General features: G+C 60.8%; 18 protein-coding genes. 10 read left to right on the top strand and 8 right to left on the bottom strand.

Translation table 11 applies throughout. From position 1 onward, the window contains the following. The first annotated feature begins 45 nt into the window (after positions 1 to 45). The 5 genes from lon to cmoB all read left to right on the top strand — a co-directional run bounded on the left by lon (position 46) and on the right by cmoB (position 5,574). A complete protein-coding gene (lon, locus tag CAF87_RS28805) occupies positions 46 to 2,469 on the top strand; it encodes an endopeptidase La (RefSeq protein ID WP_085734119.1) in 2,424 nt (807 codons plus the stop codon). 220 nt (positions 2,470 to 2,689) lie between these two features. Beyond that, the gene (locus CAF87_RS28800) at positions 2,690 to 3,082 is read left to right on the top strand and encodes a protease inhibitor I42 family protein (protein ID WP_085734118.1); all 393 of its coding nucleotides are present in this window, start codon (positions 2,690 to 2,692) and stop codon (positions 3,080 to 3,082) included. Positions 3,083 to 3,084: 2 nt separating this feature from the next. After that, positions 3,085 to 3,729 (top strand): lysoplasmalogenase, encoded by a 645-nt coding sequence (locus CAF87_RS28795; protein WP_170929649.1) that lies wholly within the window; start codon positions 3,085 to 3,087, stop codon positions 3,727 to 3,729. A gap of 184 nt (positions 3,730 to 3,913) precedes the next feature. Continuing rightward, positions 3,914 to 4,621, top strand: a complete 708-nt coding sequence (gene cmoA / locus CAF87_RS28790) for a carboxy-S-adenosyl-L-methionine synthase CmoA (RefSeq protein WP_305881741.1) — start codon at positions 3,914 to 3,916, stop codon at positions 4,619 to 4,621. Further along, positions 4,618 to 5,574 (top strand): tRNA 5-methoxyuridine(34)/uridine 5-oxyacetic acid(34) synthase CmoB, encoded by a 957-nt coding sequence (cmoB, locus tag CAF87_RS28785; protein ID WP_085734115.1) that lies wholly within the window; start codon positions 4,618 to 4,620, stop codon positions 5,572 to 5,574. The genes cmoA and cmoB overlap by 4 nt, the downstream gene beginning before the upstream one ends. Positions 5,575 to 5,630: 56 nt before the next feature. On the opposite strand, the gene tadA is transcribed toward cmoB, so the two are convergent. Further along, a complete protein-coding gene (gene tadA / locus CAF87_RS28780) occupies positions 5,631 to 6,128 on the bottom strand; it encodes a tRNA adenosine(34) deaminase TadA (RefSeq protein WP_085734114.1) in 498 nt (165 codons plus the stop codon). Then, the gene (locus tag CAF87_RS28775) at positions 6,128 to 7,504 is read right to left on the bottom strand and encodes a multicopper oxidase family protein (protein WP_085734113.1); all 1,377 of its coding nucleotides are present in this window, start codon (positions 7,502 to 7,504) and stop codon (positions 6,128 to 6,130) included. Before CAF87_RS28775 ends, tadA begins: the two co-directional genes overlap by 1 nt. A 246-nt stretch (positions 7,505 to 7,750) precedes the next feature. Between CAF87_RS28775 and CAF87_RS28770 the strand changes: the two genes are divergently transcribed. Beyond that, positions 7,751 to 12,085, top strand: coding sequence for a membrane-targeted effector domain-containing toxin (locus CAF87_RS28770; RefSeq protein ID WP_139831762.1), 4,335 nt, complete (start codon positions 7,751 to 7,753; stop codon positions 12,083 to 12,085). Positions 12,086 to 12,165: 80 nt separating this feature from the next. Here the strand turns inward: CAF87_RS28770 and guaA are convergent, their stop codons facing one another. The 4 genes from guaA to CAF87_RS28750 form a co-directional block, all read right to left on the bottom strand. After that, on the bottom strand, positions 12,166 to 13,743 hold the full coding sequence (gene guaA, locus CAF87_RS28765) for a glutamine-hydrolyzing GMP synthase (protein WP_011335797.1): 1,578 nt from the start codon (positions 13,741 to 13,743) through the stop codon (positions 12,166 to 12,168). A 99-nt stretch (positions 13,744 to 13,842) separates the two neighbouring features. Continuing rightward, the gene (guaB, locus tag CAF87_RS28760) at positions 13,843 to 15,312 is read right to left on the bottom strand and encodes an IMP dehydrogenase (protein WP_085734111.1); all 1,470 of its coding nucleotides are present in this window, start codon (positions 15,310 to 15,312) and stop codon (positions 13,843 to 13,845) included. A 115-nt stretch (positions 15,313 to 15,427) separates the two neighbouring features. Then, on the bottom strand, positions 15,428 to 15,976 hold the full coding sequence (locus CAF87_RS28755) for a hypothetical protein (RefSeq protein ID WP_011335799.1): 549 nt from the start codon (positions 15,974 to 15,976) through the stop codon (positions 15,428 to 15,430). A 73-nt stretch (positions 15,977 to 16,049) separates the two neighbouring features. Continuing rightward, a complete protein-coding gene (locus tag CAF87_RS28750; RefSeq protein ID WP_085734110.1) occupies positions 16,050 to 16,817 on the bottom strand; it encodes a sulfite exporter TauE/SafE family protein in 768 nt (255 codons plus the stop codon). Positions 16,818 to 16,918: 101 nt separating this feature from the next. Here CAF87_RS28750 and CAF87_RS28745 point away from each other — a divergent pair, with 101 nt between their 5' ends. From CAF87_RS28745 to leuA, 4 genes are all read left to right on the top strand, one after another. Continuing rightward, positions 16,919 to 17,806 (top strand): LysR family transcriptional regulator, encoded by an 888-nt coding sequence (locus CAF87_RS28745; RefSeq protein WP_085734109.1) that lies wholly within the window; start codon positions 16,919 to 16,921, stop codon positions 17,804 to 17,806. Between the two features lie 10 nt (positions 17,807 to 17,816). Further along, complete coding sequence (xseA, locus tag CAF87_RS28740) at positions 17,817 to 19,196, top strand: exodeoxyribonuclease VII large subunit (protein WP_085734108.1); 1,380 nt, start codon at positions 17,817 to 17,819, stop codon at positions 19,194 to 19,196. 3 nt (positions 19,197 to 19,199) lie between these two features. After that, on the top strand, positions 19,200 to 20,021 hold the full coding sequence (locus tag CAF87_RS28735) for a peptidoglycan DD-metalloendopeptidase family protein (protein ID WP_085734107.1): 822 nt from the start codon (positions 19,200 to 19,202) through the stop codon (positions 20,019 to 20,021). 343 nt (positions 20,022 to 20,364) lie between these two features. Further along, positions 20,365 to 22,044 carry a 2-isopropylmalate synthase gene (gene leuA / locus CAF87_RS28720; RefSeq protein ID WP_085709408.1) on the top strand — a complete coding sequence of 560 codons (1,680 nt, stop codon included), beginning with the start codon at positions 20,365 to 20,367 and terminating at the stop codon, positions 22,042 to 22,044. A 100-nt stretch (positions 22,045 to 22,144) separates the two neighbouring features. On the opposite strand, the gene CAF87_RS28715 is transcribed toward leuA, so the two are convergent. After that, positions 22,145 to 22,936, bottom strand: a complete 792-nt coding sequence (locus tag CAF87_RS28715) for an amidohydrolase (protein ID WP_085734105.1) — start codon at positions 22,934 to 22,936, stop codon at positions 22,145 to 22,147. Next, the gene (locus CAF87_RS28710; RefSeq protein ID WP_085734104.1) at positions 22,924 to 24,072 is read right to left on the bottom strand and encodes a pyridoxal phosphate-dependent aminotransferase; all 1,149 of its coding nucleotides are present in this window, start codon (positions 24,070 to 24,072) and stop codon (positions 22,924 to 22,926) included. Before CAF87_RS28710 ends, CAF87_RS28715 begins: the two co-directional genes overlap by 13 nt. Positions 24,073 to 24,153: the final 81 nt, after the last annotated feature.

The following is a 24,153-nucleotide window of genomic DNA, read 5'->3' as shown; positions in this document are numbered from 1 at the left end:
CCCCCCGCCCCATCTAACACCCATACCCAATTGCGCAGGTGCCCCATGAGCGACCAGCAAGAATTCCCCGAGAACCCCGACGACATCACCGAAGCCGACGCCGAACACATCGAACACCACGTCCCCGGCAAAGGCCTCGCCCTGCCCGGCCAGAACCTGCCGGACAAGGTCTACATCATCCCGATCCACAACCGCCCGTTCTTCCCGGCCCAAGTGCTGCCGGTCATCGTCAACGAAGAACCCTGGGCCGAAACCCTCGAACTGGTCAGCAAATCCGAGCACCACTCCCTGGCCCTGTTCTTCATGGACACGCCCCAGGAAGACCCGCGCCACTTCGACACCAAGGCATTGCCGCAATACGGCACCCTGGTCAAGGTGCACCACGCCAGCCGCGAAAACGGCAAACTGCAATTCGTCGCCCAAGGCCTGAGCCGCGTGCGCATCAAGACCTGGCTCAAACACCACCGCCCACCGTATCTGGTTGAAGTCGAATACCCGCACCAGCCCACCGAGCCGACCGACGAGGTCAAGGCCTACGGCATGGCGCTGATCAACGCGATCAAGGAACTGCTGCCGCTCAACCCGCTGTACAGCGAAGAGCTGAAGAACTACCTCAACCGCTTCAGCCCCAACGATCCGTCGCCGCTGACCGACTTCGCCGCCGCCCTGACCTCCGCCACCGGCCCCGAGCTGCAGGAAGTGCTCGACTGCGTGCCGATGCTCAAGCGCATGGAAAAAGTCCTGCCGATGCTGCGCAAGGAAGTCGAAGTCGCGCGCCTGCAAAAAGAGATCTCCGCCGAAGTGAACCGCAAGATCGGCGAGCATCAGCGCGAGTTCTTCCTCAAGGAGCAGCTCAAGGTCATCCAGCAGGAGCTGGGCCTGACCAAGGACGACCGCAGCGCCGACCTCGAACAGTTCGAGCAGCGTCTGGAAGGCAAGGTCCTGCCGACGCAGGTGCAGAAGCGCCTCGAAGAAGAGATGAACAAGCTGTCGATCCTCGAGACCGGATCGCCGGAGTACGCCGTCACCCGCAACTACCTCGACTGGGCGACCTCAGTGCCGTGGGGCGTGTATGGCGAGGACAAGCTCGACCTCAAGCACGCGCGCAAGGTGCTCGACAAACACCACGCTGGCCTCGATGACATCAAGGACCGGATCCTGGAGTTCCTCGCGGTCGGTGCCTACAAAGGCGAAATCAGCGGTTCCATCGTACTGCTGGTCGGCCCGCCGGGCGTGGGTAAAACCAGCGTCGGCAAATCCATCGCCGAATCCCTCGGCCGGCCGTTCTACCGCTTCAGCCTCGGTGGCATGCGCGACGAAGCCGAAATCAAGGGCCACCGCCGCACCTACATCGGTGCGCAACCGGGCAAACTCGTGCAGGCGTTGAAAGACGTCGAAGTGATGAACCCGGTGATCATGCTCGACGAGATCGACAAGATGGGCCAGAGCTACCAGGGCGACCCGGCCTCGGCGCTGCTCGAAACCCTCGACCCGGAACAGAACGTCGAATTCCTCGACCACTATCTGGACCTGCGAATGGACCTGTCGAAAGTCCTGTTCGTCTGCACCGCCAACACCCTGGATTCGATCCCCGGCCCATTGCTGGACCGGATGGAAGTGATTCGCCTGTCGGGCTACATCACCGAAGAAAAAGTCGCCATCGCCAAGCGTCACCTGTGGCCGAAACTGCTGGAAAAGGCCGGCGTGTCCAAGGGCAGCCTGAGCATCAGCGACAGCGCCCTCAAAGCCCTGATCGACGGCTACGCCCGTGAAGCCGGCGTGCGCCAGCTGGAAAAACAGATGGGCAAACTGGTGCGCAAAGCGGTGATGAAGCTGATCGACGACCCGAAAGCGGTGATCAAGCTAGGGCCGAAAGACCTCGAAGCGTCCCTCGGCCATCCGGTGTTCCGCAACGAGCAGGTGCTGTCCGGCACCGGCGTGATCACTGGCCTGGCGTGGACCAGCATGGGCGGCGCGACCTTGCCGATCGAGGCCACGCGGATTCATACCCTGAATCGTGGCTTCAAGCTCACCGGGCAACTGGGCGATGTGATGAAGGAGTCGGCGGAGATCGCCTACAGCTACGTCAGTTCGCACCTCAAATCCTTTGGTGGTGACCCGAAATTCTTCGACGAAGCTTTCGTCCACCTGCATGTGCCGGAAGGTGCGACACCGAAAGACGGCCCGAGCGCCGGCGTGACCATGGCCAGCGCCCTGCTCTCGCTCGCCCGCAATCAGCCGCCGAAAAAAGGCGTGGCGATGACCGGTGAACTGACGCTGACCGGGCATGTACTGCCGATTGGCGGGGTGCGCGAGAAGGTGATTGCGGCGCGGCGGCAGAAGATTTTCGAGTTGATTTTGCCGGAGCCGAATCGGGGCAACTTTGAGGAACTGCCGGATTACCTGAAGGAAGGCATTACGGTGCATTTCGCCAAGAAGTTTTCGGATGTGGCGAAGGTGCTTTTCTAACCCTCCCCTGATGATCGTTCCCACGCTCCGCGTGGGAATGCATCCTGTGATGCTCCGCGTCACGCTTGCGAAGGGACGCAGAGCGTCCCGGGCGGCATTCCCACGCGGACGGTTCGACGCCTCGACGTGGGAACGATCACGCCAAGCCTGGCGCGGTCACACTTTGTCTTATCTTCAGTTATGCTCGCCGTTCGTCGCCAACACCGGAGCCACTGAATCCATGTCCCCCCTTCGCCTGTTTGTCCCCCTGTCCCTCGCCCTGCTGGCCGCCTGCGCCACGCAACCGAAAACCAACGTGACCGTGGAAAAACAGAGCGAATGCCCGGTGCGGCTGACCAACGGGCAAAACCTGATCGTCATGCTCCCGAGCAACCCCACCACCGGCTACCGCTGGGCCATCCAGGATTCTGCCGGCGGCGTATTGCGCGCCCTCAGCCCCGAGGTCTACAGCAGCCCGAAAGATTCCGGCATGGTCGGCGCGGGCGGTTTCTCCACCTGGCGCTTCCAGGCCTTTGCCACCGGCACCGGGCGCCTGCGCCTGACCTCGCAACAACCCTGGGAGCCTGAAGTCGAGCCGGTGGAAACCTTTGACTGCGCGATCTCGGTGAACTGATCGTGGGCTGGCTGATCCTCGCGCTGATGGGCGCAGCGACCTTTCTCTATGGCGTCAGCACCCATGCGGCGCTGCTTTGCCTGCTGGTCAAACCGTTGCCGGTGCTGGCGTTGCTGGGCTGGCTGCACGATGCGCCGCCGAGCGACTATCGCCGCTGGATCAGCCTCGGTCTGATTTTCTCGTTGCTCGGCGATGTGCTGCTGGCATGGCCGGGAGATTTGTTCGTGTTTGGCCTGGGTGCGTTTCTGGTCGCGCATCTGGCGTATCTCAAGGCTTACCTCAGCGATTGCCGGCGTCTGGCTCTGTTACCGCTGGTGCTTGCCCTTGGCGTTGGCGCCGTGCTGTTGGGCATATTGATCAGCAGCGGACTCGGACCGTTGACCGTGCCGGTGATCGTCTACGGCACCGCCATCAGCGCCATGCTCTGGCGCGCTCTCGCCCGACTCGGCAGCGGCGTACCGCAACGTTCGGCGTTGCTCGCGGCCGGCGGCGCGGTGGCGTTCGTGTTCTCCGACAGCGTGATCGGCATCGATCGTTTTGTCGCACCGTTCCACGCTGCGCCGTACGTCATCATCCTCAGTTACTGGCTGGGGCAGTGGGGCATTGCCGCCTCGGCATTTTCCCAAACCAAACGTCCCGACCTTTAAAAGATCTTTGATCGTTCCCGCGTCAAGGCGTCGAACTGTCTGCGTGGGAACGATCACTGGCTGCAAAGCGGTTTATCAGACAACCCGCGCATCTGCGCGCCAGTTTGGCTAAAATGCCGGCCTTTTCATCGACACCGCCGGAACCGCCGTGAGCAAAGAACCCGATCGCATTTTCGCCCAGCCGATGGCCCAGGTGCCTGACTTCGCCTTCAACGAAGACGTGGTGCGGGTGTTCCCGGACATGATCAAGCGTTCGGTGCCGGGTTATCCGACCATCGTCGAGAACCTCGGCGTGCTCGCGGCGCAGTTCGCGCAGCCGAACAGCGTGCTCTACGATCTCGGCGCCTCGCTGGGTGCCGTGACTCAGGCCCTGCGCCGTCATGTGCGCACCGACGGTTGCCGGGTGATCGCGGTGGATAACTCGGCCGCGATGGTCGAGCGCTGCCGCGAGTACCTCAACGGTCAAGACTCGATGTTCCAGGAGTTGCTGCCGGTCGAAGTGATCGAAGGCGACATCCTCGCCCTCGTTTTCAAACCGGCCTCGGTGGTGGCGCTGAACTTCACTCTGCAATTCATTGCCCCGGATCAGCGCACGGCGTTGCTGTCGCGCATTCGCCAATCGTTGCTGCCGGGTGGCGCGCTGATTCTGTCGGAGAAGTTGCGCTTCAGCGATGCCGAAGAACACGCGCTGCTGACCGATCTGCACGTCGCGTTCAAACGCGCCAACGGCTACAGCGAACTGGAAATCGCCCAGAAGCGCAGTGCCATCGAAAACGTCATGAAGCCCGACAGCCTCGAAGAACACCGCGAGCGCCTGCTGACCGCCGGGTTCTCGAAAGTCGTGCCGTGGTTCCAGTGTCTTAACTTTGCCTCGTTGATTGCCTTGCCATGATTGATCTGTCCCCCCTCGCCCGCCGTCTGGCCGGCACGCCGCTGGCCGAATGGGCCAACACCCTGCAAGCGCAACTCGACAAGAAAATGGAGAAAGGCCACGGCGATCTGGAGCGCTGGCAAAGTGCGCTGGACGCCTTGCCGAAGATCCAGCCGACCGAAGTCGACCTGCTCGACGGCCTGAAACTCGACACCGATTGCGACGCCGAAACCCGCGTACAGATGCGCACCGCGCTGATGGGTTTATCGCCTTGGCGCAAGGGGCCGTTCGACCTGTTCGGCGTGCACGTCGACACCGAGTGGCGCTCGGACTGGAAGTGGTCGCGGGTTTCTCCGCACCTGGATCTGAAGGGCAAACGCATCCTCGATGTCGGGTGCGGTAACGGCTACTACATGTGGCGCATGCTCGGTGCCGGCGCCGACAGCGTGATCGGCGTCGATCCGAACTGGCTGTTTTTCTGCCAGTTCCAGGCGGTGCAGCGTTATCTGTCAGAGCCGAATGCCTGGCACCTGCCGTTCCCGTTCGAAGACCTGCCGCCGAATCTGGAAGGCTTCGATACCGTGTTCTCGATGGGTGTGTTCTATCACCGTCGCTCCCCGATCGAGCATTTGCTGGCGCTCAAGGATTGCCTGGTGAAGGGTGGCGAGCTGGTACTGGAGACGCTGGTGGTCGAAGGTGACAAGCATCAGGTGCTGGTGCCGGAAGACCGTTATGCACAGATGCGTAACGTATGGTTTTTGCCGTCGGTGCCGGCGCTGGAGTTGTGGCTGCGGCGTGCGGGGTTCACCGACATTCGTTGCGTGGATGTCAGCATGACAACGGTCGATGAACAGCGCGGAACCGAGTGGATGAAGTATCAGTCGCTGAGTGACTTCCTCGATCCGCAAGATCACAGCAAGACGATCGAAGGGCTGCCAGCGCCGATGCGGGCGGTGATTGTCGCGAAGAAGTAAATCTTCCGAACACAAAAAACCTGTGGGAGCGCGCAAGCTCGCTCCCACAGGTTTTTTCATTCTGCCGGTTTTGCGCGCCGTGCCCGGAAGAACTCGGTCAACACTGCCCCGCACTCCTCCGACAGCACCCCACCTTCATACAGCACTCGATGGTTGAGAAAGCCCTGGGTGAAGAACTGCCCCTGACTCTGCACAATCCCGGCCTTGGGCTCCAGTGCGCCGTACACCACGCGAGCAACCCGCGAATGCACGATCAGCCCGGCGCACATGCTGCACGGCTCCAGCGTCACGTACAGCGTGCTGCCCGGCAGACGATAGTTGTCCACTGCTTGCGCGGCGGCGCGGATCGCGACCATTTCTGCATGTGCGCTGGGGTCGCTGGTACTGATCGGGCAGTTGAATCCACGGCCAATGATCTCGCCGTCCTGCACCAGCACCGCGCCCACCGGCACTTCGCCGAGGGCCGCGCCTTGGGCCGCCAATATCAGGGCTTCGCGCATGAAGTCGCGGTCACGGCTGCGGTCGATGATCGCGGCGGGGCGAATCTGACGCATCACTTCACCTCGATGGCGGCCATCAGGCCGGTTTCCATGTGATCGATCACGTGGCAGTGGAACATCCACACCCCCGGGTTATCCGCCACCAGCGCCACTTGCGCGCGTTCGTTCTTGCCCAGCAGATAAGTGTCGGTGAAGTACGGCACGATCTTGTGCCGATTCGACGCAATCACCTTGAAGCTCATGCCGTGCAGGTGGATCGGGTGCTGATACTGGGTCATGTTCTTCAGTTCGAAAATATAACTCTGGCCCAGTTTCAGGCTGGCGATCGGCCGATCGGCGCAGGTCTTGTCGGTGATGTCCCAGGCCTTGCCGTTGATCTGCCACAGACTCGGCGGCTTGCCGTTGTCGACGTTCACCGACACCGAACCGACCCATTCGAAATTGAAGTTGAGTTTCTCGGCATTGGCCAGATCCGGTTCGGCGACGGGGTTGGCAGGCAGTGCTTTCGGCCAGACGGTCGGCGCATCGTTGTTGGCCACCGAACGCAGGGTGCCCAGGCGAACCGGGCCGTTGCGCAGCGACAGTTCCTCACCGGCCGGCGGCGCCTTGATCGCCAGGCAGATGCGCATGCCCGGGCCGAGCCAGTATTCCTTGCCCAACGGGCGCGGCTCGACCGGGTTGCCGTCCAGGGCATAGATCTGCGCTTCGACGCCGGGAATATTGATGCGATAGGTCAGGGTGTTGTCGAGGTTGAGCAGGCGCACCCGGGTTATCTGTCCGGCTGGCAGCTCGATGATCGGTGAAGGCACGCCGTTGATGGTCGACAGCCGCCCCGCCGTACCGCCACGGGCCGCTTCGCGCGGGATGCTGAACTCGACGAAGTTGCCCTCGTCGTCGATGTGCCAGTTCTTCAGGCTCAGGGTCTTTTCGTATTTGAACCCGGTCGGTTCGCGCTCCTCCACGATCAACGGCCCGACCAGCCCGCGACCGAGTTCTTCGCTGCTGCTGACGTGCGGGTGATACCAGTAGCTACCGGCATCCGGCACACGGAATTTGTAATCGAAGTATTCCCCCGGCAACACCGGCAATTGCGAAACGTACGGCACGCCGTCCATCTCCAGCGGCAGGCGAATGCCGTGCCAGTGAATGGTGGTGGCCACCGGCAGATGGTTGATGAAGCGCACCCGCAGCCACTCGCCCTGACGCACGCGCAATTCGGTACCCGGTGCCGACGGGCCGAACGCCCAGGCCTCGGTCTTGTGCCCCGGCACCAGCTCGACGTCCAGCGGTGCTGCGATCAGCTCGTAGTCATGCCCGGCGTTGGCATCGGCCACCTTGCCCAGCCAGTACCGCGTCACACCACCGGCTCCAGCGCCAACCACTGCAAGACCGGCCAGGCCACCGAGAATTTGTCGACGGGTAAAGGACATGGACACAACTACCTCACGTATCAGCCGCAGGCCAGGGCGCCCGCAAAAGGCGAATACGATACACCTGCGGTTGCGAAACAGTAAGGGCAGCGCGGCGGATGGCCGCAGACTACAAGCGTGAAGCCTGTTTCCGATGCATTTTTTAACTTCAGACGACAGGCCAGCAGCGCTGCGTCTGACAGACGTGTCCTGCGTCTCCTGAAATCATCGCGGTCGTTTTTTATCCACCACGCTCAAGGAAAGATTGTGGACACGACACGCGACATGGCACTGCCCAACAGCGCCGACAGAAACGCCCTCAAGGCACTGGTTCCCGCCCTGGTCGAGGCCTGCCCCGACATGTATGAAATGGCCTGCTCGATTGCCAGAGAGATCCTCGCCAGCCATGACCTCGCTCACCTGGAACCCGAACAGGTTTACTGGCATCGGTTCCACGCAGCCCAAAGCAGCCCGCGAACCTTCACCGGCTGGGAACACCTGTTTGAAACGCCACGCGAATCGATGACCCTGCCGCAACTGGTGATCCAGCGCTTCAGCGTTCACGACCAGGACAACGCCGACCTGCTTGATTCCGACGCAGGTTTCTATACCGCCGGCCCGGACGCCGGCACCTATAACGAAACCAACGAAGTGAAGCTGCATAGCAGTGACGTCCTCAAAAAGTTCTGGAAGATCAACTTCGCCGACCGCTACCGGAAAAAGGTCGATTCGTTCTGGACCAAGCATGGCAAGACCTTCAGAACCCTGGCCAAGTGCACCTTTCTGGCCAAGGCCATGGAAGACCGAGAAGGCGGTCGGCTGTCGGACGACAACTTCCGCATGGCCGTCAAAGCCATCGCCGGAAATGTCGGTTGGCCCGTGACACGCAAAATGCTTGAAGACGAAACGCCGCCAGCCGATGGATTGCACGTCAGTTTGCTGAAAATCGGTGGTTTCGTCGCGACCGACATTCTGTGCATCACTGATGGCAAGGGCGGTGTCATCCTCTACGTACCGGGGGAGATCTGGGGTGTACATGCCTTGCAAAACGCTCGTGAGCTGCACTGGTGGGTGCTGTCGCAGATCAGAAAGCCCTCCGACCGAAAACGCTTCATGGCACATTTTCAGATTGCCGATCACGACATCATGGAGGATACGTCCTGGCGTGCGGTCGCGAAGCGGCGATGGCTCTGGGCTTTCGGGCCGCTGGCGGGAGGCATCTCGGAGCTGTGGCGCGCACCGCATATCGAGAACGTCGGGTTGAACCATGTGCTGGATCTGCTCGTCAGCACCTGGGACAGCGACGATCACACGCTGGTGGCTCACACCGGTGCTGCTCTCAGTGGCGATATCTTCAGTTTTCTGGCGACCGCCACCCACGCCCGCATGATCAGCGATGCGGAATTCATGCTGCATTCCAATGGTGATCTGCGCAAAAAGCTGTGGATCGGTTACCTCAACGCCTTCAACCGCGTATTCGGGCCGATGGCGGCCGTTGGCTGGCCGGTAGCGCTGGCCGTGGTCGGTGCGGGCATCGCCAACGTCGGGTTGCAGATCGATCAGGCAGTCAACGGCAAGACGCCGCAGGCGCGCAAGTCTGGCGTGACAGGGGCGGTTTTCACAGCCATCGACACGCTGTTCAATGCCATGTTCATCAAGGGCGGCAGCAAGTTGCCCGAAATTGCCGAGTCCGAGACATTCCTCGCTCAGACAGAGGAATCAGCGATATCCGAACTGTCCATTACCCCGGAAGAAAAACTGGAGGCAGCGGCCCAGGCTCGAACACCGCTACCCTCTCTGGTGGAGGTCGCACCGAAACAGGTATTGCCTGAAGCACCCGAGGACTTTCTCGAATCGTTCAAGACCGAGATCGACGAAAGGACCCGCATCGAAACTGACGGCCCGAAATTTGAACAGATCATTCAAACCACGTCGGGCAAACACTACATCTACATGCGCCGCTCTACCGGTCAGGGGTTTTATCAGGTTCGTCATGTAGGGCAACTGGGTGGCTGGGTCATCATCGACCCGGCCAATCCGTATTCGTTTTACCGCAATGTGCCGGTTCGTCTGAATGAAGCGCTGAAATGGGAACCTGCTGCACGTCCAGGCCTCAAGGGTGGGATGAAGATATTTGGCGACTGGCCTTGGTGGCACACCGCCGATCCGCTGCCCAGAGTGGGCAAGCAACTGATGCCGTATGACATTCCTGAATCCTTCAGAGACACGCTGCGTTCAGTGGCGCAGACCCGCGTGGACGATTTCCCGCTGGACAGCCTGCATGCCAGCGACAGTCTCTATCAGGACTTCAAGACGCTGCGCCGCAGCCTGTACGACGATGCCATCGATTTCTTCAGTGTCCCGGCTACGCCTGCGCGCCCGACGTTACCCGCCTTCAAACCCGCGACTTCGTTCGCTGACATGAGCAAGCGCCTGTTCAAGGAAATCTCCGGGTTGGTGATCGGTCAGGAAACAGCCGCCACGGGCGCGCGTGGCGTACTGATCGACAATTTCAAGGTGCTGAACAAACAGAAGGTCAGAACCCTGTATCTGGATCATCTTCTGACCGACTTTCACCAGGCGGATCTCGAGCTTTTCCACAAGACAGGCCAGTTGCCGCACGAGCTGGAAGATTATCTCAAGGCCCTCGATACCCGGTTCGGTACCGACCCTGCCGGTCCTCACTCGTACACGGAGCTGGTGAAAAGCGCACAGAAAAACCATATCCGGGTCCAGGCCATAGACTGCATGGCCAGTCGCCGTTTCCCCCACATGGAGCAAACGTCAGAAACCAGCAGCCGGAAAATGATGAACTATTTTTCCGACACCGCGATCCGGACCGATCAGGCAGCAAGGGGGGACCATCGCTGGGTAGCACTGGTGGACGAAGGACGTGCCAGCACCTTCGACAAAGTCGTGGGCCTGGGCGAACTGCAGGGTGGCGCCTCTTTGCGCATAGAAGAAGTGACGGTGGGCAAGGTCGGCGGCCTGTCGCCTGACCCGGGCAAAAAGATAAAAGATCTGCTGGGCAACCCCATCGATGTGCTCAAAAGCGATTTACGTCTGCAATTGAGCGCGCCACCACCGGTTGTCACAGCCCGAACGATCGAAGACGCGTTGCCGGGAAGAGGCATGTTCATGCTTCAGGAACCTTCCACACTTTTCCACCGCAGTGGTGACGGTACGCTGGTGAGTACCCCCATCGTGCGGGACGCCGCAGGATTTTCCATTGTTCGCCCACGATGGAGCTCGGTCAGTGGGCGCCACTTCGACAGTGTTCATGAATTGACACAAGCGCTGGAGGACGAGGGCCTGACGCAAAGGCGCGTGCGCATCGATCCATCGGCAACACCCGGAAAATTACCGTTGCCCGTGACCGCTACAGGCTCGACGCCGCTTTCTGAAGTCCTGCTACCTGACACACCGTCAATCGATTCGCCTTATGAAATTCCCAAACCGCTGCGCAGTCGTTTAAATACCGCCGCCAGAAGCGGTAACGAACGAACCCTGGGCGATGCATTCGCAAGCCTTGATGGCCACTCGCCTCTCGACACTTTCAGGTCCTTGCGCAAGCAACTGCGTGAAGCTGCCACGCATTACTACGCCAGACTCTACATCGGCCCACGCCCGACGCTTGCGCCCATCGATCCCGGAGCGACCGCCGAATCGTTCATTGACCGGTCTCTGGAGGAGTTCAATGGACTGGTCATCGGTGAAAGCCATGCCGATACGGGCAGCAAACAATGGCTCATGGAGCAAATGTCGGTACTCGCCCGCAAAGGCGTGAAGACCCTGTACATGGAACATCTACTTACAGACTTCCATCAGGCAGCACTGGACAATTTTGCCAGGACCTCGGTCATGCCACGGGACCTCGAGTTGTACCTGAACACTCTCGACCGTGGACACATGACCGATCCGCTGCGGCGCTACACGTTCCTCAATTTGGTAAAGGAAGCCAACCGCCATGGCGTGCGTATTCAGGCCATCGATTGCATGGCCAGTTACCGACTGGAGGGGATGAGCGGCCTTGAACCGACAACCCGGCAGAAAATGATGAATTTCTACGCCCACACGATCATCGGGGCCGATCAGGCTGCACATGGGCCACACAAATGGGTAGCGCTCATGGGCAATTCCCATTCGAACACCTTCGAAGGCGTCGCCGGTGTCAGTGAGCTGGAAAATGCCATCGGCCTGCGCATCGAAGATGTCGGTTATGGCGAGTCTCGCGGGTTCGAACCGGATCCCGGCAAGACCTTCCTGGACGAGAGGGGCAAGACTATCGGTCAAGTCAAAGGTGATATGCGCCTGCAAGTGCAGACACCGTGGAAAGCCAAGACCAAACTGGAAATCGAACAGTTGCTGAGTCGTCCGGGAATGTACACCTTGAAGAATGAACCCGGCGCAACCCTGCTGATTCACCGCGGCCGCGACAACCTGATAGCACGTACGTCGATCCGCTTCGAATCAGGACGCTGCTTCATCGAGCGGCCCGGCTGGCCCACCGTCCATGAGAAACGCTTTGACAGCGTCGAAGCCTTGTTCAAGGCCCTGGACGACCGAGGCATGACACTGGCCGGATGGTCCGGCCCTTTGTAAGCGACAACAAAAAAGCCGCGTGAACACTGTTCACGCGGCTTCGGATTGCCTGCACTCACGCCGTCATGGCGTGCGCGGGATCACTCCCACTCAATGGTCGCCGGCGGCTTGCTCGACACGTCGTAGGTGACGCGGGAGATGCCTTCGATTTCATTGATGATGCGGCCGGAAACGGTTTCCAGCAGTTCGTAAGGCAGGTGTGCCCAACGTGCGGTCATGAAGTCGATGGTTTCCACGGCACGCAGGGCCACGACCCAGGCGTAACGGCGGCCATCGCCGACCACGCCAACCGATTTCACTGGCTGGAACACTACGAATGCCTGGCTGACCTTGTGATACCAGTCGGCCTTGCGCAGTTCTTCGATGAAGATGTGGTCGGCGCGACGCAGCAGGTCGGCGTATTCCTTCTTCACTTCACCGAGGATCCGCACGCCCAGGCCCGGGCCCGGGAACGGGTGGCGGTAGACCATGTCGTACGGCAGGCCCAGTTCCAGACCCAGACGACGAACTTCGTCCTTGAACAGTTCGCGCAGTGGTTCGACCAGTTTCAGGTTCATTTCTTCCGGCAGGCCGCCCACGTTGTGGTGCGACTTGATCACGTGAGCCTTTCCGCTTTTCGCGCCAGCCGACTCGATCACGTCCGGGTAGATGGTGCCCTGAGCGAGGTACTTGATGTTGTCCAGCTTGCAGGATTCGGCATCGAACACGTCAATGAAGGTGCGACCGATGATCTTGCGCTTCTTCTCTGGATCGGCTTCGCCGGCCAGGTTGTTCAGGAACTGGTCTTCAGCGTTGGCGCGGATAACCTTGACGCCCATGTTCTCGGCGAACATGGCCATAACCTGCTCGCCTTCGTGCAGACGCAACAGACCGTTGTCGACGAATACGCAAGTCAGTTGATCGCCGATGGCCTTGTGCAGCAGTGCCGCAACCACCGAGGAGTCCACACCGCCGGACAGACCCAGCAGCACGTTGTCGGTACCGACCTGTGCGCGGATGTTGGCGATGGCGTCTTCGGCAATCTTCGACGGAGTCCACAGGGCTTCACAGCCGCAGATGTCGAGAACGAAACGCGACAGGATGCGACCGCCCTGTTTGGTATGGGTCACTTCCGGGTGGAACTGCACGCCGTAGTAAGCGCGCTCGTCGTTGAACATGCCGGCAATCGGGCAGCTCGGGGTGCTGGCCAGGATGTGGAAATCGCTTGGCATTTTGGTGACCTTGTCACCGTGGCTCATCCACACGTCGAGGCCGAACAGGCCGTCGGCGTCGATGTGGTCTTCGATGCCGTCGAGCAGACGGCTCTTGCCGACCACGTCAACACGGGCATAACCGAACTCACGCAGCTCGGAACCTTCCACCTTGCCGCCCAGTTGCTCGGCCATGGTCTGCATGCCGTAGCAGATACCGAAAACCGGTACGCCCAGGTCGAACACCGCTTGCGGGCAACGCGGGCTGTTGGCTTCGTGTACGGACTCGGGACCGCCGGCGAGGATCACGCCTTTTGGAGCGAATTCGCGGATCGCATCTTCGTCCATGTCGAACGGGTGCAGTTCGCAGTACACACCGATCTCGCGCACGCGGCGGGCAATCAGTTGGGTGTATTGCGAACCGAAGTCGAGGATCAGGATGCGGTGAGCGTGAATGTCGAGGGCCATGATTCAGTCTCGTCTAAGTAATTCAGAAACAGTCTTGATTCAGAAACGACTCGGGGCTGAATAAAACAGCCCCGGTCATTTGACGTTTTGCTTGAAGCCTCAACCTACGCGGTAGTTTGGCGCTTCCTTGGTGATCTGCACGTCGTGGACGTGGGATTCGGCCATGCCGGCACCGGTGATCCGCACGAACTCAGGCTTGGTGCGCATCTCTTCGATGTTGGCGCTGCCGGTGTAACCCATCGAGGAACGCAGACCGCCCATCAACTGGTGAATGATCGCGCTCAGGGTGCCCTTGTAAGGAACACGACCTTCGATGCCTTCCGGAACGAGCTTCTCGGCACCTGCCGAGGAATCCTGGAAGTAACGGTCGGAGGAACCTTGAGCCTGGGACATGGCGCCCAGCGAACCCATGCCGCGATAAGCCTTGTAGGAACGGCCCTGGAACAGTTCGATTTCGCCCGGCGCCTCTTCGGTACCGGCGAACATCGAGCCCATCATCACGCAGGAAGCACCGGCCACGATGGCCTTGGACAGGTCACCGGAGAAACGGATGCCGCCGTCGGCGATCAACGGAACGCCAGTGCCTTCGAGGGCAGCGGCGACGTTGGCGATGGCACTGATTTGCGGAACGCCGACACCGGCGACGATACGGGTGGTGCAGATCGAGCCAGGGCCGATACCGACCTTGACGGCGTCGGCGCCGGCTTCGGCCAGGGCCTTGGCGGCTGCGCCGGTGGCGATGTTGCCGCCGATCACCTGCACTTCAGGGAAGTTCTCTTTGACCCAGCGAACGCGGTCGATCACGCCTTTGGAGTGACCGTGAGCGGTGTCGACCACCACGACGTCCACACCGGCATTGACCAGCGCGGCAACACGGTCACCGGTGTCTTTACCGGTACCGACTGCAGCGCCGACACGCAGACGACCTTGGTCGTCCTTGCTGGCCAGCGGGTAAGCCTTGGCTTTTTCGATGTCTTTGACGGTCATCATGCCTTTGAGGGCAAACTTGTCATCGACGATCAGGACTTTTTCCAGGCGGTGCTTGTGCAGCAGCTCGCGGACTTCGTTCTTGTCGGCGCCTTCGCGAACAGTGACCAGACGCTCTTTGGGCGTCATCACTTCACGAACGGTGGCTTCCAGACGGGATTCGAAGCGTACGTCACGGGAAGTGACGATGCCGACCAGGTCGCCATCGTGCAGGACCGGAACGCCGGAAATGTTGTGCATGCGGGTCAGTTCAAACAGATCACGTACCGTGGCGTCAGCCTCGATGGTGATTGGGTCCTTGACCACACCGGCTTCGAACTTCTTGACCTTGCGGACTTCAGCAGCTTGCTGCTCGATGGTCATGTTCTTGTGGATAATGCCGATGCCACCTTCCTGAGCCATGGCGATTGCCAGACGGGCTTCAGTAACGGTGTCCATGGCGGCAGAAACCAGAGGAATATTCAGTTCGATGCCACGGGTGAGGCGGGTCTTGAGACTGACTTCGTTAGGAAGCACCTCGGAATAACCAGGCACTAAAAGAATGTCGTCGAAGGTCAGAGCTTCTTGGCTGATACGCAGCATCGCGGGGGCTCCCGAGCGGGAAAATGGAAGCGCGCCATTATAGTCAGACACCCCTTCGGGTTCAATGTAAAACTTGTCTTATATCAATGTTGCTGATGTACGGAAAAAGCGGCCCCTACAACTCGACCTTGACCCAGCTCACCGGTTGATCCAGCCAGTCGGCGAATTCGTCGATGAAACTCTGCTTGAACCCCGCCTCCAGCCAGTTATTGAAGATGAAGCCGAGGTTGGAAAACCCGCATTCCTGCAAATACAGAAAACCGTTGATGTCGTCTTCATGCCCGCACTCGGGGCAGGTGAAGTTGTCGGTACGGCCCGGCATCCAGTCTTCCAGACTTTCGAATAGCGCTTCGCCGATTTCCTGGCGGCACTCGGCGCAACCGGCCTCTTCGAGAAAACCCTTGGCCGGGGTGTAGATGCAGCGCTTGGTAATGACCTCAAGGCCATTGATCGGCTCACCGAACGGCAGCGCCTCGGGGTGCAGCACCACCGCGCGGGCGCCATCGGCGATGGCGTAGGCCATTCGGTTACCGGTACGCCCGCAGGTACTCAACTCTTCCTTGACGATGTTTTTGCGCACCAGCCAGCGCAGGATCGCCCGGGCCCGGGGCTCGTGCACCGGCAGGTTGGAGATTTTCGGGACGATGATGCTTTGGGAGTTCATGGTGCAAGCCTGCTGCGTCAAAGGATGTTCTGCGACGAACGCGGCCGGCAGCTTAATCCCTGAGACAATCCGGTCAAGTGCTTAAATAGCGTCCGATCAGCGCCAACCCGCTCGCCAGCACCAGCCAGGTCACCAGCCGCACAAAGGCCTCGCGGGACAAACGCATCGTCAGCCGCCGTCCAATCCACAAGCCCAGCGCCATGGCCGGCAACAGACACAGCGCCAGCATCAACAAGGGTAGCTCGGCATACACCCCGGCGATGGCGAACAGACTCAAACGCACCACCGTGCTGCAACTGATCAGCGCACTTTGCGTGGCCCGCGCCGCGTCCTTGGGCAGCCGGCTGTTGAGGTAGATTGCATAAAGAAAGCCGCCACTGCCGAACAACGCCCCGAACAGTCCGCCCACGGTGCCCATCGGCAACGCCCACATCGCGGACAACTGCGCCGGCCGGGCCTTGATCCACAAGCTGTAAACCGCATAGGCGCTGATAAACAGTCCCATCAGCAACAACAGCAGATCGGACTTGAGGTTGAGCAGAAAAATCACCCCCAGCGTGCACCCGACCGCCATGCACGGCAGCAGCCGCAGCAACTCCGGCTTCGCCACATCTCGCCGCGACGGCAGCAGATTGCCGAACGCCGCGACGAAATCCAGCAACACCAGCAACGGCACGATTTTCGACAGCGGCATGAACAGGATCAGAATCGGCCCCGCCACCAGCGCCGTGCCAAAACCGGCAATGCCGAACACAATGTAAGCCAGCGCGACCCCCACTCCGAGGGCTGCCCAACCCCCGAAGCCCCACGACCATTCGCTCAACAACCCCGCCACACTCATCCGCTCGCTTCCTTTAATAAGCCTGCGATGACTTTAGCCAGCGCCGAGGGTTGCGACTAATATCATCGAAACCGCCAAGCCATCTCGAAAAGGCATGTCTCGTGCTTTCAACCCGTCAATTGCGCTACTTCGTGGAAATTTCCGAGTGTGGCAGCTTCAGCGCCGCCGCCGAGCGTCTGTTCATCGCCCAATCGGCGCTGAGCCGGCAGATCAAGGACATGGAAACCCGCCTGCAAACACCGCTGTTCGAACGCACGGCACGCCAGCCCCGGCTTACCGCCGCTGGCGAAGCATTCCTGCCCCGGGCGAGAAACCTGCTCAATGAATTGAACAAGGCCAGCACCCTGGCCACGGAAATTGGCCACGGCCGGCGCGGCACCTTGCGCCTGTGTCACTCCAGCACCGTGCCGATCAGTGGCCGATTATTGCGCGACATGAGTACTTACCTGGAGCAGCAACCCGGGGTTTCACTGGACATCGGCACGCTCTCCTCGGAAGCACAGCTCGAAGAACTGGCAGAGGGTCGGCTCGACATCGGCTTGCTGCGTCTGCCGGTGCTGCGTCAGCGCGAAGGTGTTCAGGTTGTGCCGCTCTACAGCGAGCGCTTGCTGCTTGCCGTGCCGGCGGATCATCGACTGGCTTTGACAGAGGCAGTCGATCTGGCGCAATTGAAGGATGAAGCGTTCATCTCCATCCCGCATCCGCAGCGCGGCGGGCTGAGCTATTTGTGCGCCGACCTGTGCATGCGTCACGGCTTTTTCCCTCAGGCTGCGCGGGTGATGTCGCGCAAGACCACACAACTGCAATTGATCCAGGCCGGATTCGGCATCGCCCTGCTACCGGAATCAATGCAGGACATCGCGCCCGCCGGTGTGAGATTTCTGCCGCTGACCGGCGATTGCCAGAGCACCGTCGCCCTCGCCTCTCGGCAAAATCCCACACCTCTGGTGCAACACTTCCTCCAGACATTCACCGGCGAATGCCTTTAAACTGCGCCCCATGATTAAAGATCCCTTTGCAAGACTCGGCCTTGACCGCGAAGTCCTGACCGTCAGCCAGCTCAACGGCCGCGCGCGGGTGTTGCTCGAAGACGTGTTCAGCAACATCTGGGTCGAAGGCGAAATCTCCAACCTCGCCCGCCCGGCGTCCGGCCACGTGTATTTCACCCTCAAGGACAGCGGCGCGCAGGTGCGTTGTGCGTTGTTCCGCCAGAATGCTGCGCGGGTGCGCCAGGCGCTGAAGGATGGCCTGGCGGTCAAGGTGCGCGGCAAGGTCTCGCTGTTCGAAGGGCGTGGCGACTATCAGTTGATCCTCGACACCGTGGAGCCTGCCGGTGACGGTGCGCTGCGTCTGGCCTTCGATGCCTTGAAGGAAAAGCTCAGTGCCGAAGGTTTGTTCAGTGCCGAGCGCAAAGTACCGCTGCCGACCCATCCGCAACACATCGGCATCATCAGTTCGCCGACTGGTGCGGTGATCCGCGACATCATCAGCGTGTTCCGCCGCCGTGCGCCACAGGTCAAGCTGACGCTGATCCCCACCGCCGTTCAAGGTCGCGAAGCCACCGCGCAGATCGTCCGCGCCCTCAAACTGGCGGATGCCCGTGGCTTCGACGCGCTGATACTGGCGCGCGGCGGCGGCTCGCTGGAAGATCTCTGGTGCTTCAACGAAGAGGCTGTGGCCCGGGCGGTGGATGCCTGCGTCACGCCGATTGTCAGCGCAGTCGGCCATGAAACCGACGTGTCGATCAGCGACTTCGTGGCGGACGTTCGCGCACCGACGCCGTCCGCCGCTGCTGAACTGCTTGCCCCGGATTCCAGCCACCTGATCCGTCAGGTCGAAAGCCTGCACCGCCGACTGGTGATGCGCATGCGTGACCGCCTGATGCGCGATCGCCTGCGCCTTGAGGGCATGACCCGCCGCTTGCGCCATCCCGGCGAACGTCTGCGCCAGCAGGCACAGCGTCTTGATGACCTGGACATGCGCATGCGCCGGGCCTTCGAGCGCCAGCTCAATACCCGCCGCGAACGCCTGATTCGTCTGGAAACCCGCCTCGCCGGGCAACACCCCGGACGGCAACTGGCCCTGCTGCGCCAGCGCCTCGACAGCCTCGCCGAACGCCTGCCACGCGCCATGAACGAAGGCCTGAAACGTCGGCGCCTTCAGCTGCAAAGCCAGATGCAGACCCTGCACGTGGTCAGCCCGCTGGCGACCCTCGGTCGCGGCTACAGCATTCTGCTCGACGAGCGTGGCAACGCGATTCGCAACGCTGCGCAAACCCACACTGGCCAACGCCTCAAGGCCAGACTGGGTGAAGGCGAACTGCAAGTGCGCGTCGAGGACAATCACCTGACGCCCGTCACCCTTTCTTTACTGGACTGATCCATGCCGCGTTTTCTTGCTCCGCTGCTGTTGCTGTGCCTGGCCTTCAACGCCCACGCCGACAGTTACATCACACGCTTGCTGAACAAACCGGTGCCGGGCGGCGTAGCTGTCGTCGATCTGGGGAGCTCTGCGCAAGCGCCGAAAGCCACGTATCAGGGCAAACCGGTGCTGGTGGTCAAGGAACAGAACAACTGGCTGGCGATTGTCGGCATTCCGTTGACCGTCAAGCCCGGCACCCAGCAGATCAGCAGTGGCGGCAAGAATTTGAACTTCACCGTAGGCAACAAGAAGTACCCGGAACAGCACATCACGCTGAAGAACACTCAGCAGGTCAATCCGAACCCGGCGAACCTGAAGCGCATCGAGGGTGAGCTGGCCGAGCAGATCAAGGCCTACCGCAGTTTCAGTCCGAATACACCGAGCAACCTGCTGCTGGACAAACCGGTCAACGGACCGTTGTCGAGCAAGTTTGGCGTGCGCCGTTTCTTCAACGGTGAAGAGCGCAACCCTCACGCAGGCCTCGACTTCGCGGTGCCGGCCGGCACGCCGATCAAGACCCCGGCAGCGGGCAAGGTGATCCTGATCGGCAATTACTTCTTCAATGGCAACACCGTGTTCGTCGACCACGGCCAGGGCTTCATCAGCATGTTCTGCCACATGTCGAAAATTGATGTGCAGAACGGCCAGCAACTGGCTCGCGGCGCGGTGGTGGGCAAGGTTGGCGCCACTGGTCGGGCGACCGGGCCGCACATGCACTGGAACGTCAGCCTGAACGATGCGCGAGTCGATCCGGCGATTTTCATTGGGGCTTTCCAGCCCTGATTTCAGACTGAACACCCTCCTGCGGGGATTGCGCACGACGAATGGTCCGCGCAATCTCCGCCAACAATAGCCGCCATATCAAGAATAAAATCTCGGAAAAAACTGCTTTCCGGGTATTCCTCTCAATTTTTTTCGATTGCTTGCCATCCTCATCCCTCGCGGTTAGGGTTGAAGGCATGAAAACCTCTCACACCCTTATTCAGCTTCGCCAGCACCGCAGCCTGTGCCTCGTCAGCGCACGACTGCCGGGCTGAATCGCTGCGCCTCGTCCCAAGCTTCTCCCCGAACATTCGTTCCACCGGCAGGCCGCCTCTTTTCGGCCCAGACAATAAGGAATTTCCCGATGAGCATGCTCAAAGACCCGTCTTCGAAATACCGCGCGTTTCCTGTGATCAACCTGCCGGATCGCACCTGGCCGTCGAAAACCATCGATGCCGCGCCGATCTGGTGCAGCTCCGACCTGCGCGACGGCAACCAGTCGTTGATCGAGCCGATGGACGCGGTGAAAAAGCTGCGCTTCTGGAAAACCCTGGTGCAGGTGGGCGTGAAGGAAATCGAGGCGTCGTTCCCGGCGGCTTCGCAAACCGACTTCGACTTCGTGCGTACCCTGATCGAAGACGGCCACATCCCGGACGACACCACCATTCAGGTGCTGACCCAGGGTCGTGAAGACCTGATCGAGCGTACTTTCGAATCCCTGCGCGGGGCGAAGAAGGCGATTGTTCACCTGTACAACGCCACCTCCCCTTCTTTCCGTCGCATCGTGTTCAATCAGGACAAGGACGGGATCAAGGCCATCGCCGTGAACGCCGCCAAGCTGTTCGTGAAATACGCAGCCATGCAGCCGGACACCGAGTGGACCTTCGAATACTCGCCGGAAACCTTCAGCGCCACCGAGCTGGAGTTCGCCAAGGAAGTCTGTGACGCCGTGATCGAGGTCTGGAACCCGACGCCCGAGCACAAGATCATCCTCAACCTGCCGGCCACCGTTGAATGCGCGACCCCGAACGTCTACGCCGACCAGATCGAGTGGTTCCACCGCAACATCAACCGTCGTGACAGCGTGATCATCAGTCTGCACACCCACAACGACCGTGGCACTGGCGTGGCCGCCACCGAGCTGGGCCTGATGGCAGGCGCCGACCGCGTCGAAGGTTGCCTGTTCGGCAACGGCGAGCGCACCGGCAACGTCGACCTCGTCACCGTGGCACTGAACATGTATACCCAGGGCCTCGACCCGCAGCTGGACTTCTCCGATATCGACGGCGTGCGCAAAGTCGTCGAAGAGTGCAACCAGATTCAGGTTCACCCGCGTCACCCGTACGTCGGCGACCTGGTGCACACCGCGTTCTCCGGCTCCCACCAGGACGCGATCCGCAAGGGCTTCGCCCAGCAGAAACCGGACACCCTGTGGGAAGTGCCATACCTGCCGATCGACCCGGCCGACATCGGCCGCAGCTACGAGGCGGTGATCCGCGTCAACAGCCAGTCGGGCAAGGGCGGTATCGCCTACCTGCTGGAGCAGGAATACGGCATCAGCCTGCCGCGCCGCATGCAGATCGAGTTCAGCCAGGTCGTGCAGCGTGAAACCGATCGTCTGGGCCTGGAAATGACCGCCCAGCAGATCCACTCGCTGCTGCACACCGAGTACCTGCAAGCCAACACCCCTTATGCGCTGGTCAGCCATCGCCTGCAGGAAGAGAACGGCCACAGCGCCGTCGAAGTGGAAGTGGCGAGCAAGGGCCAGGGCGAAACCAACCTGCACTGGCGCGGCAAGGGCAACGGTGCGCTGGAAGCACTGGTGGCCGGCCTGCCGATTCCGGTGGAGATCATGGACTACAACGAACACGCCATCGGCGCGGGCACCAACGCCAAGGCAGCGGCTTACATCGAGCTGCGCGTAAATGGCGAACGTGCCGTGCACGGCGTGGGTATCGATGAAAACATCACCACCGCCAGCTTCAAGGCACTGTTCAGCGCGCTCAATCGCTCGCTGAGCCAGCCGGAAGCGAAAGCGGCGTAAATTCACCGCTCAAATGCGAAAGGCCCCGGGGTTTACGCCTCGGGGCCTTTTTTGTTCTGATCATTCCCACACACTATGTGGGAATGATCAGATTCGGGTATCAGGTGAACTCGAACGTGTCCGCATCCAGATTCGCCGGGAATCGCTCGCGGTAAGCCGCCAGCGGTGCCGCTTCCAGTACGGCCTTGAACACCCCGTCCGCCTCGCCCGCCGCCAGCAAGGTCTCGCCCTGGAAGTCCAGCACCTGACTGTCGCCGGTGTAGGCAAACCCCTTGCCGTCAGTGCCGACACGATTCACGGCTGCCACATAGCACAGGTTTTCAATCGCCCGCGCCGGCAGCAAACGGTTCCAGTGCAGACGCCGCGCGCCCGGCCAGTTGGCGGTGTACAGCAGCAGGTCGGTATCTTGTGCATCACGGCTCCACACGGGGAAACGCAAGTCATAGCAAATCAGCGGCCGGATGCGCCAGCCCTTGAGTTCGAACTGCACCTGGCGTTCGCCGGGCGTGTAGTGATTGTGCTCGCCGGCCATGCGGAACAGATGGCGCTTGTCGTAATGCCACACTTCGCCGTCGGGGCGCGCCCATAGCAGGCGATTGCGATGGCTGCCGTCGGCGGCCTGGATGATCACGCTGCCGGTGATCACCGCATTGAGCTTCGCCGCCTGTGCCTTCATCCATTTGCTGGTCGGGCCGTTTTCGGCTTCGGCCAGGGTTTCGGACTCCATGGAGAATCCGGTGGTGAACATTTCCGGCAGGATGATCAGATCCGCACCACGCGCCTGCTCCAGCAGCGCGTCGAAATGCTCGAGATTGGCCTGACGATCATGCCAGGCCAGGCTGGTCTGGATCAGCGCCAGGTTGAGATCGGGTAATGCACTCAGATCACGCATAGTTTTGCCGCCGCTTCCCGCAGCGTCTCCTCGCGTTTGGCGAAGCACAGGCGCACCAGGCGCTGGCCTTCAGGTGGACTCTGGTAGAACACCGACACTGGAATACTCGCTACACCATGTTCGCGAGTCATCCACATCGCCATCTCGACGTCGTTCAGGTCGGGACGGATCTGCGAGTAATCGACCAGTTGGAAATAGGTGCCGGTGACCCGGGTGAAGCTGAATCGCGACGGCGCCAGCAGATCACAGAACAGATCGCGCTTGGCCTGATAGAAACCCGGCAGCTCTTCGACGTGTTCCGGATGCTCGGCCATGTAATCGGCCAGCGCATATTGCAGCGGCGTCACGCCACAGAAGCTGACGTACTGGTGCACTTTGCGCAGCTCGGCAGTCAGCGCTGGTGGCGCCACGACGTAACCGGTTTTCCAACCCGTGACGTGATAGGTCTTGCCGAACGAACTGACCACGAACGCACGCTGATACAGCTCTTCATGGGCCAGCACACTCACATGCGGAACGCCGTCGTATACCAGGTGTTCGTAGACTTCGTCGCTGATCACATAGATGTCGCGATCACGGATCAGCGCCGCCAACTGGTCCAGCTCTGCGCGGCTGATAAGCGCGCCGCTGGGGTTATGCGGAGTGTTGAGGATGATCATCCGCGTGCGCGGGCTCAGCGCTGCACTGAGCTTGTCGAAGTCGATGGAGAAATCCTTCAGCCCCAACTGCACATGCACGCAGCGCCCACCGGCCAGTTCTACCGACGGCTCGTAGCTGTCATAGGCCGGGTCGAACACGATGACCTCATCGCCGCTGTGGATAACCGCCTGGATCGCACAGAAGATCGCCTGAGTCGCGCCGGGGGTGACGGTCACTTCATGATCGGCATCGACATTCACGCCATAGCTGCGGGCGATCTTCGCCGCAATCTGTTGGCGCAGGGCCGGCAGGCCGGTCATGGGCGAATACTGGTTATGGCCGCTGGCGATGTGCCTACCGACCGCATCGCGCAGCGACTGCGGGCCGTCGAAATCGGGAAAACCCTGGGACAGGTTGATGGCTCCGGTCTGTGCCGCGAGCTGAGACATCTGCGTAAAAATAGTGATGCCGACATTCGGCAGCTTGCTGTTGATCATCGGGGTTCCCTGCTCTGCCCCGGCACTGACGACGGCGCGGGAGAGCCCGAGGATAGCCCATCCGGCGTCCATAAAAAAAGG

Source organism: Pseudomonas sp. R38(2017), from assembly GCF_002112395.1.
Taxonomy (GTDB): domain Bacteria; phylum Pseudomonadota; class Gammaproteobacteria; order Pseudomonadales; family Pseudomonadaceae; genus Aquipseudomonas.
Note: the sequence above shows the minus strand (reverse complement) of the source record. Positions and strands in the feature narration are given on the sequence as shown.

Coding starts and splice junctions, on each gene's coding strand:
- tadA (WP_085734114.1), bottom strand. CDS start 6,128: ATGCGTCAGATTCGCCCCGCCGCGATCATCGACCGCAGCCGTGACCGC.
- guaA (WP_011335797.1), bottom strand. CDS start 13,743: ATGGCCCTCGACATTCACGCTCACCGCATCCTGATCCTCGACTTCGGT.
- CAF87_RS28735 (WP_085734107.1), top strand. CDS start 19,200: ATGCCGCGTTTTCTTGCTCCGCTGCTGTTGCTGTGCCTGGCCTTCAAC.
- CAF87_RS28750 (WP_085734110.1), bottom strand. CDS start 16,817: ATGAGTGTGGCGGGGTTGTTGAGCGAATGGTCGTGGGGCTTCGGGGGT.
- CAF87_RS28710 (WP_085734104.1), bottom strand. CDS start 24,072: ATGATCAACAGCAAGCTGCCGAATGTCGGCATCACTATTTTTACGCAG.
- CAF87_RS28715 (WP_085734105.1), bottom strand. CDS start 22,936: ATGCGTGATCTGAGTGCATTACCCGATCTCAACCTGGCGCTGATCCAG.
- CAF87_RS28800 (WP_085734118.1), top strand. CDS start 2,690: ATGTCCCCCCTTCGCCTGTTTGTCCCCCTGTCCCTCGCCCTGCTGGCC.
- guaB (WP_085734111.1), bottom strand. CDS start 15,312: ATGCTGCGTATCAGCCAAGAAGCTCTGACCTTCGACGACATTCTTTTA.
- cmoA (WP_305881741.1), top strand. CDS start 3,914: ATGGCCCAGGTGCCTGACTTCGCCTTCAACGAAGACGTGGTGCGGGTG.
- leuA (WP_085709408.1), top strand. CDS start 20,365: ATGAGCATGCTCAAAGACCCGTCTTCGAAATACCGCGCGTTTCCTGTG.
- xseA (WP_085734108.1), top strand. CDS start 17,817: ATGATTAAAGATCCCTTTGCAAGACTCGGCCTTGACCGCGAAGTCCTG.
- CAF87_RS28775 (WP_085734113.1), bottom strand. CDS start 7,504: ATGTCCTTTACCCGTCGACAAATTCTCGGTGGCCTGGCCGGTCTTGCA.
- cmoB (WP_085734115.1), top strand. CDS start 4,618: ATGATTGATCTGTCCCCCCTCGCCCGCCGTCTGGCCGGCACGCCGCTG.
- lon (WP_085734119.1), top strand. CDS start 46: ATGAGCGACCAGCAAGAATTCCCCGAGAACCCCGACGACATCACCGAA.
- CAF87_RS28755 (WP_011335799.1), bottom strand. CDS start 15,976: ATGAACTCCCAAAGCATCATCGTCCCGAAAATCTCCAACCTGCCGGTG.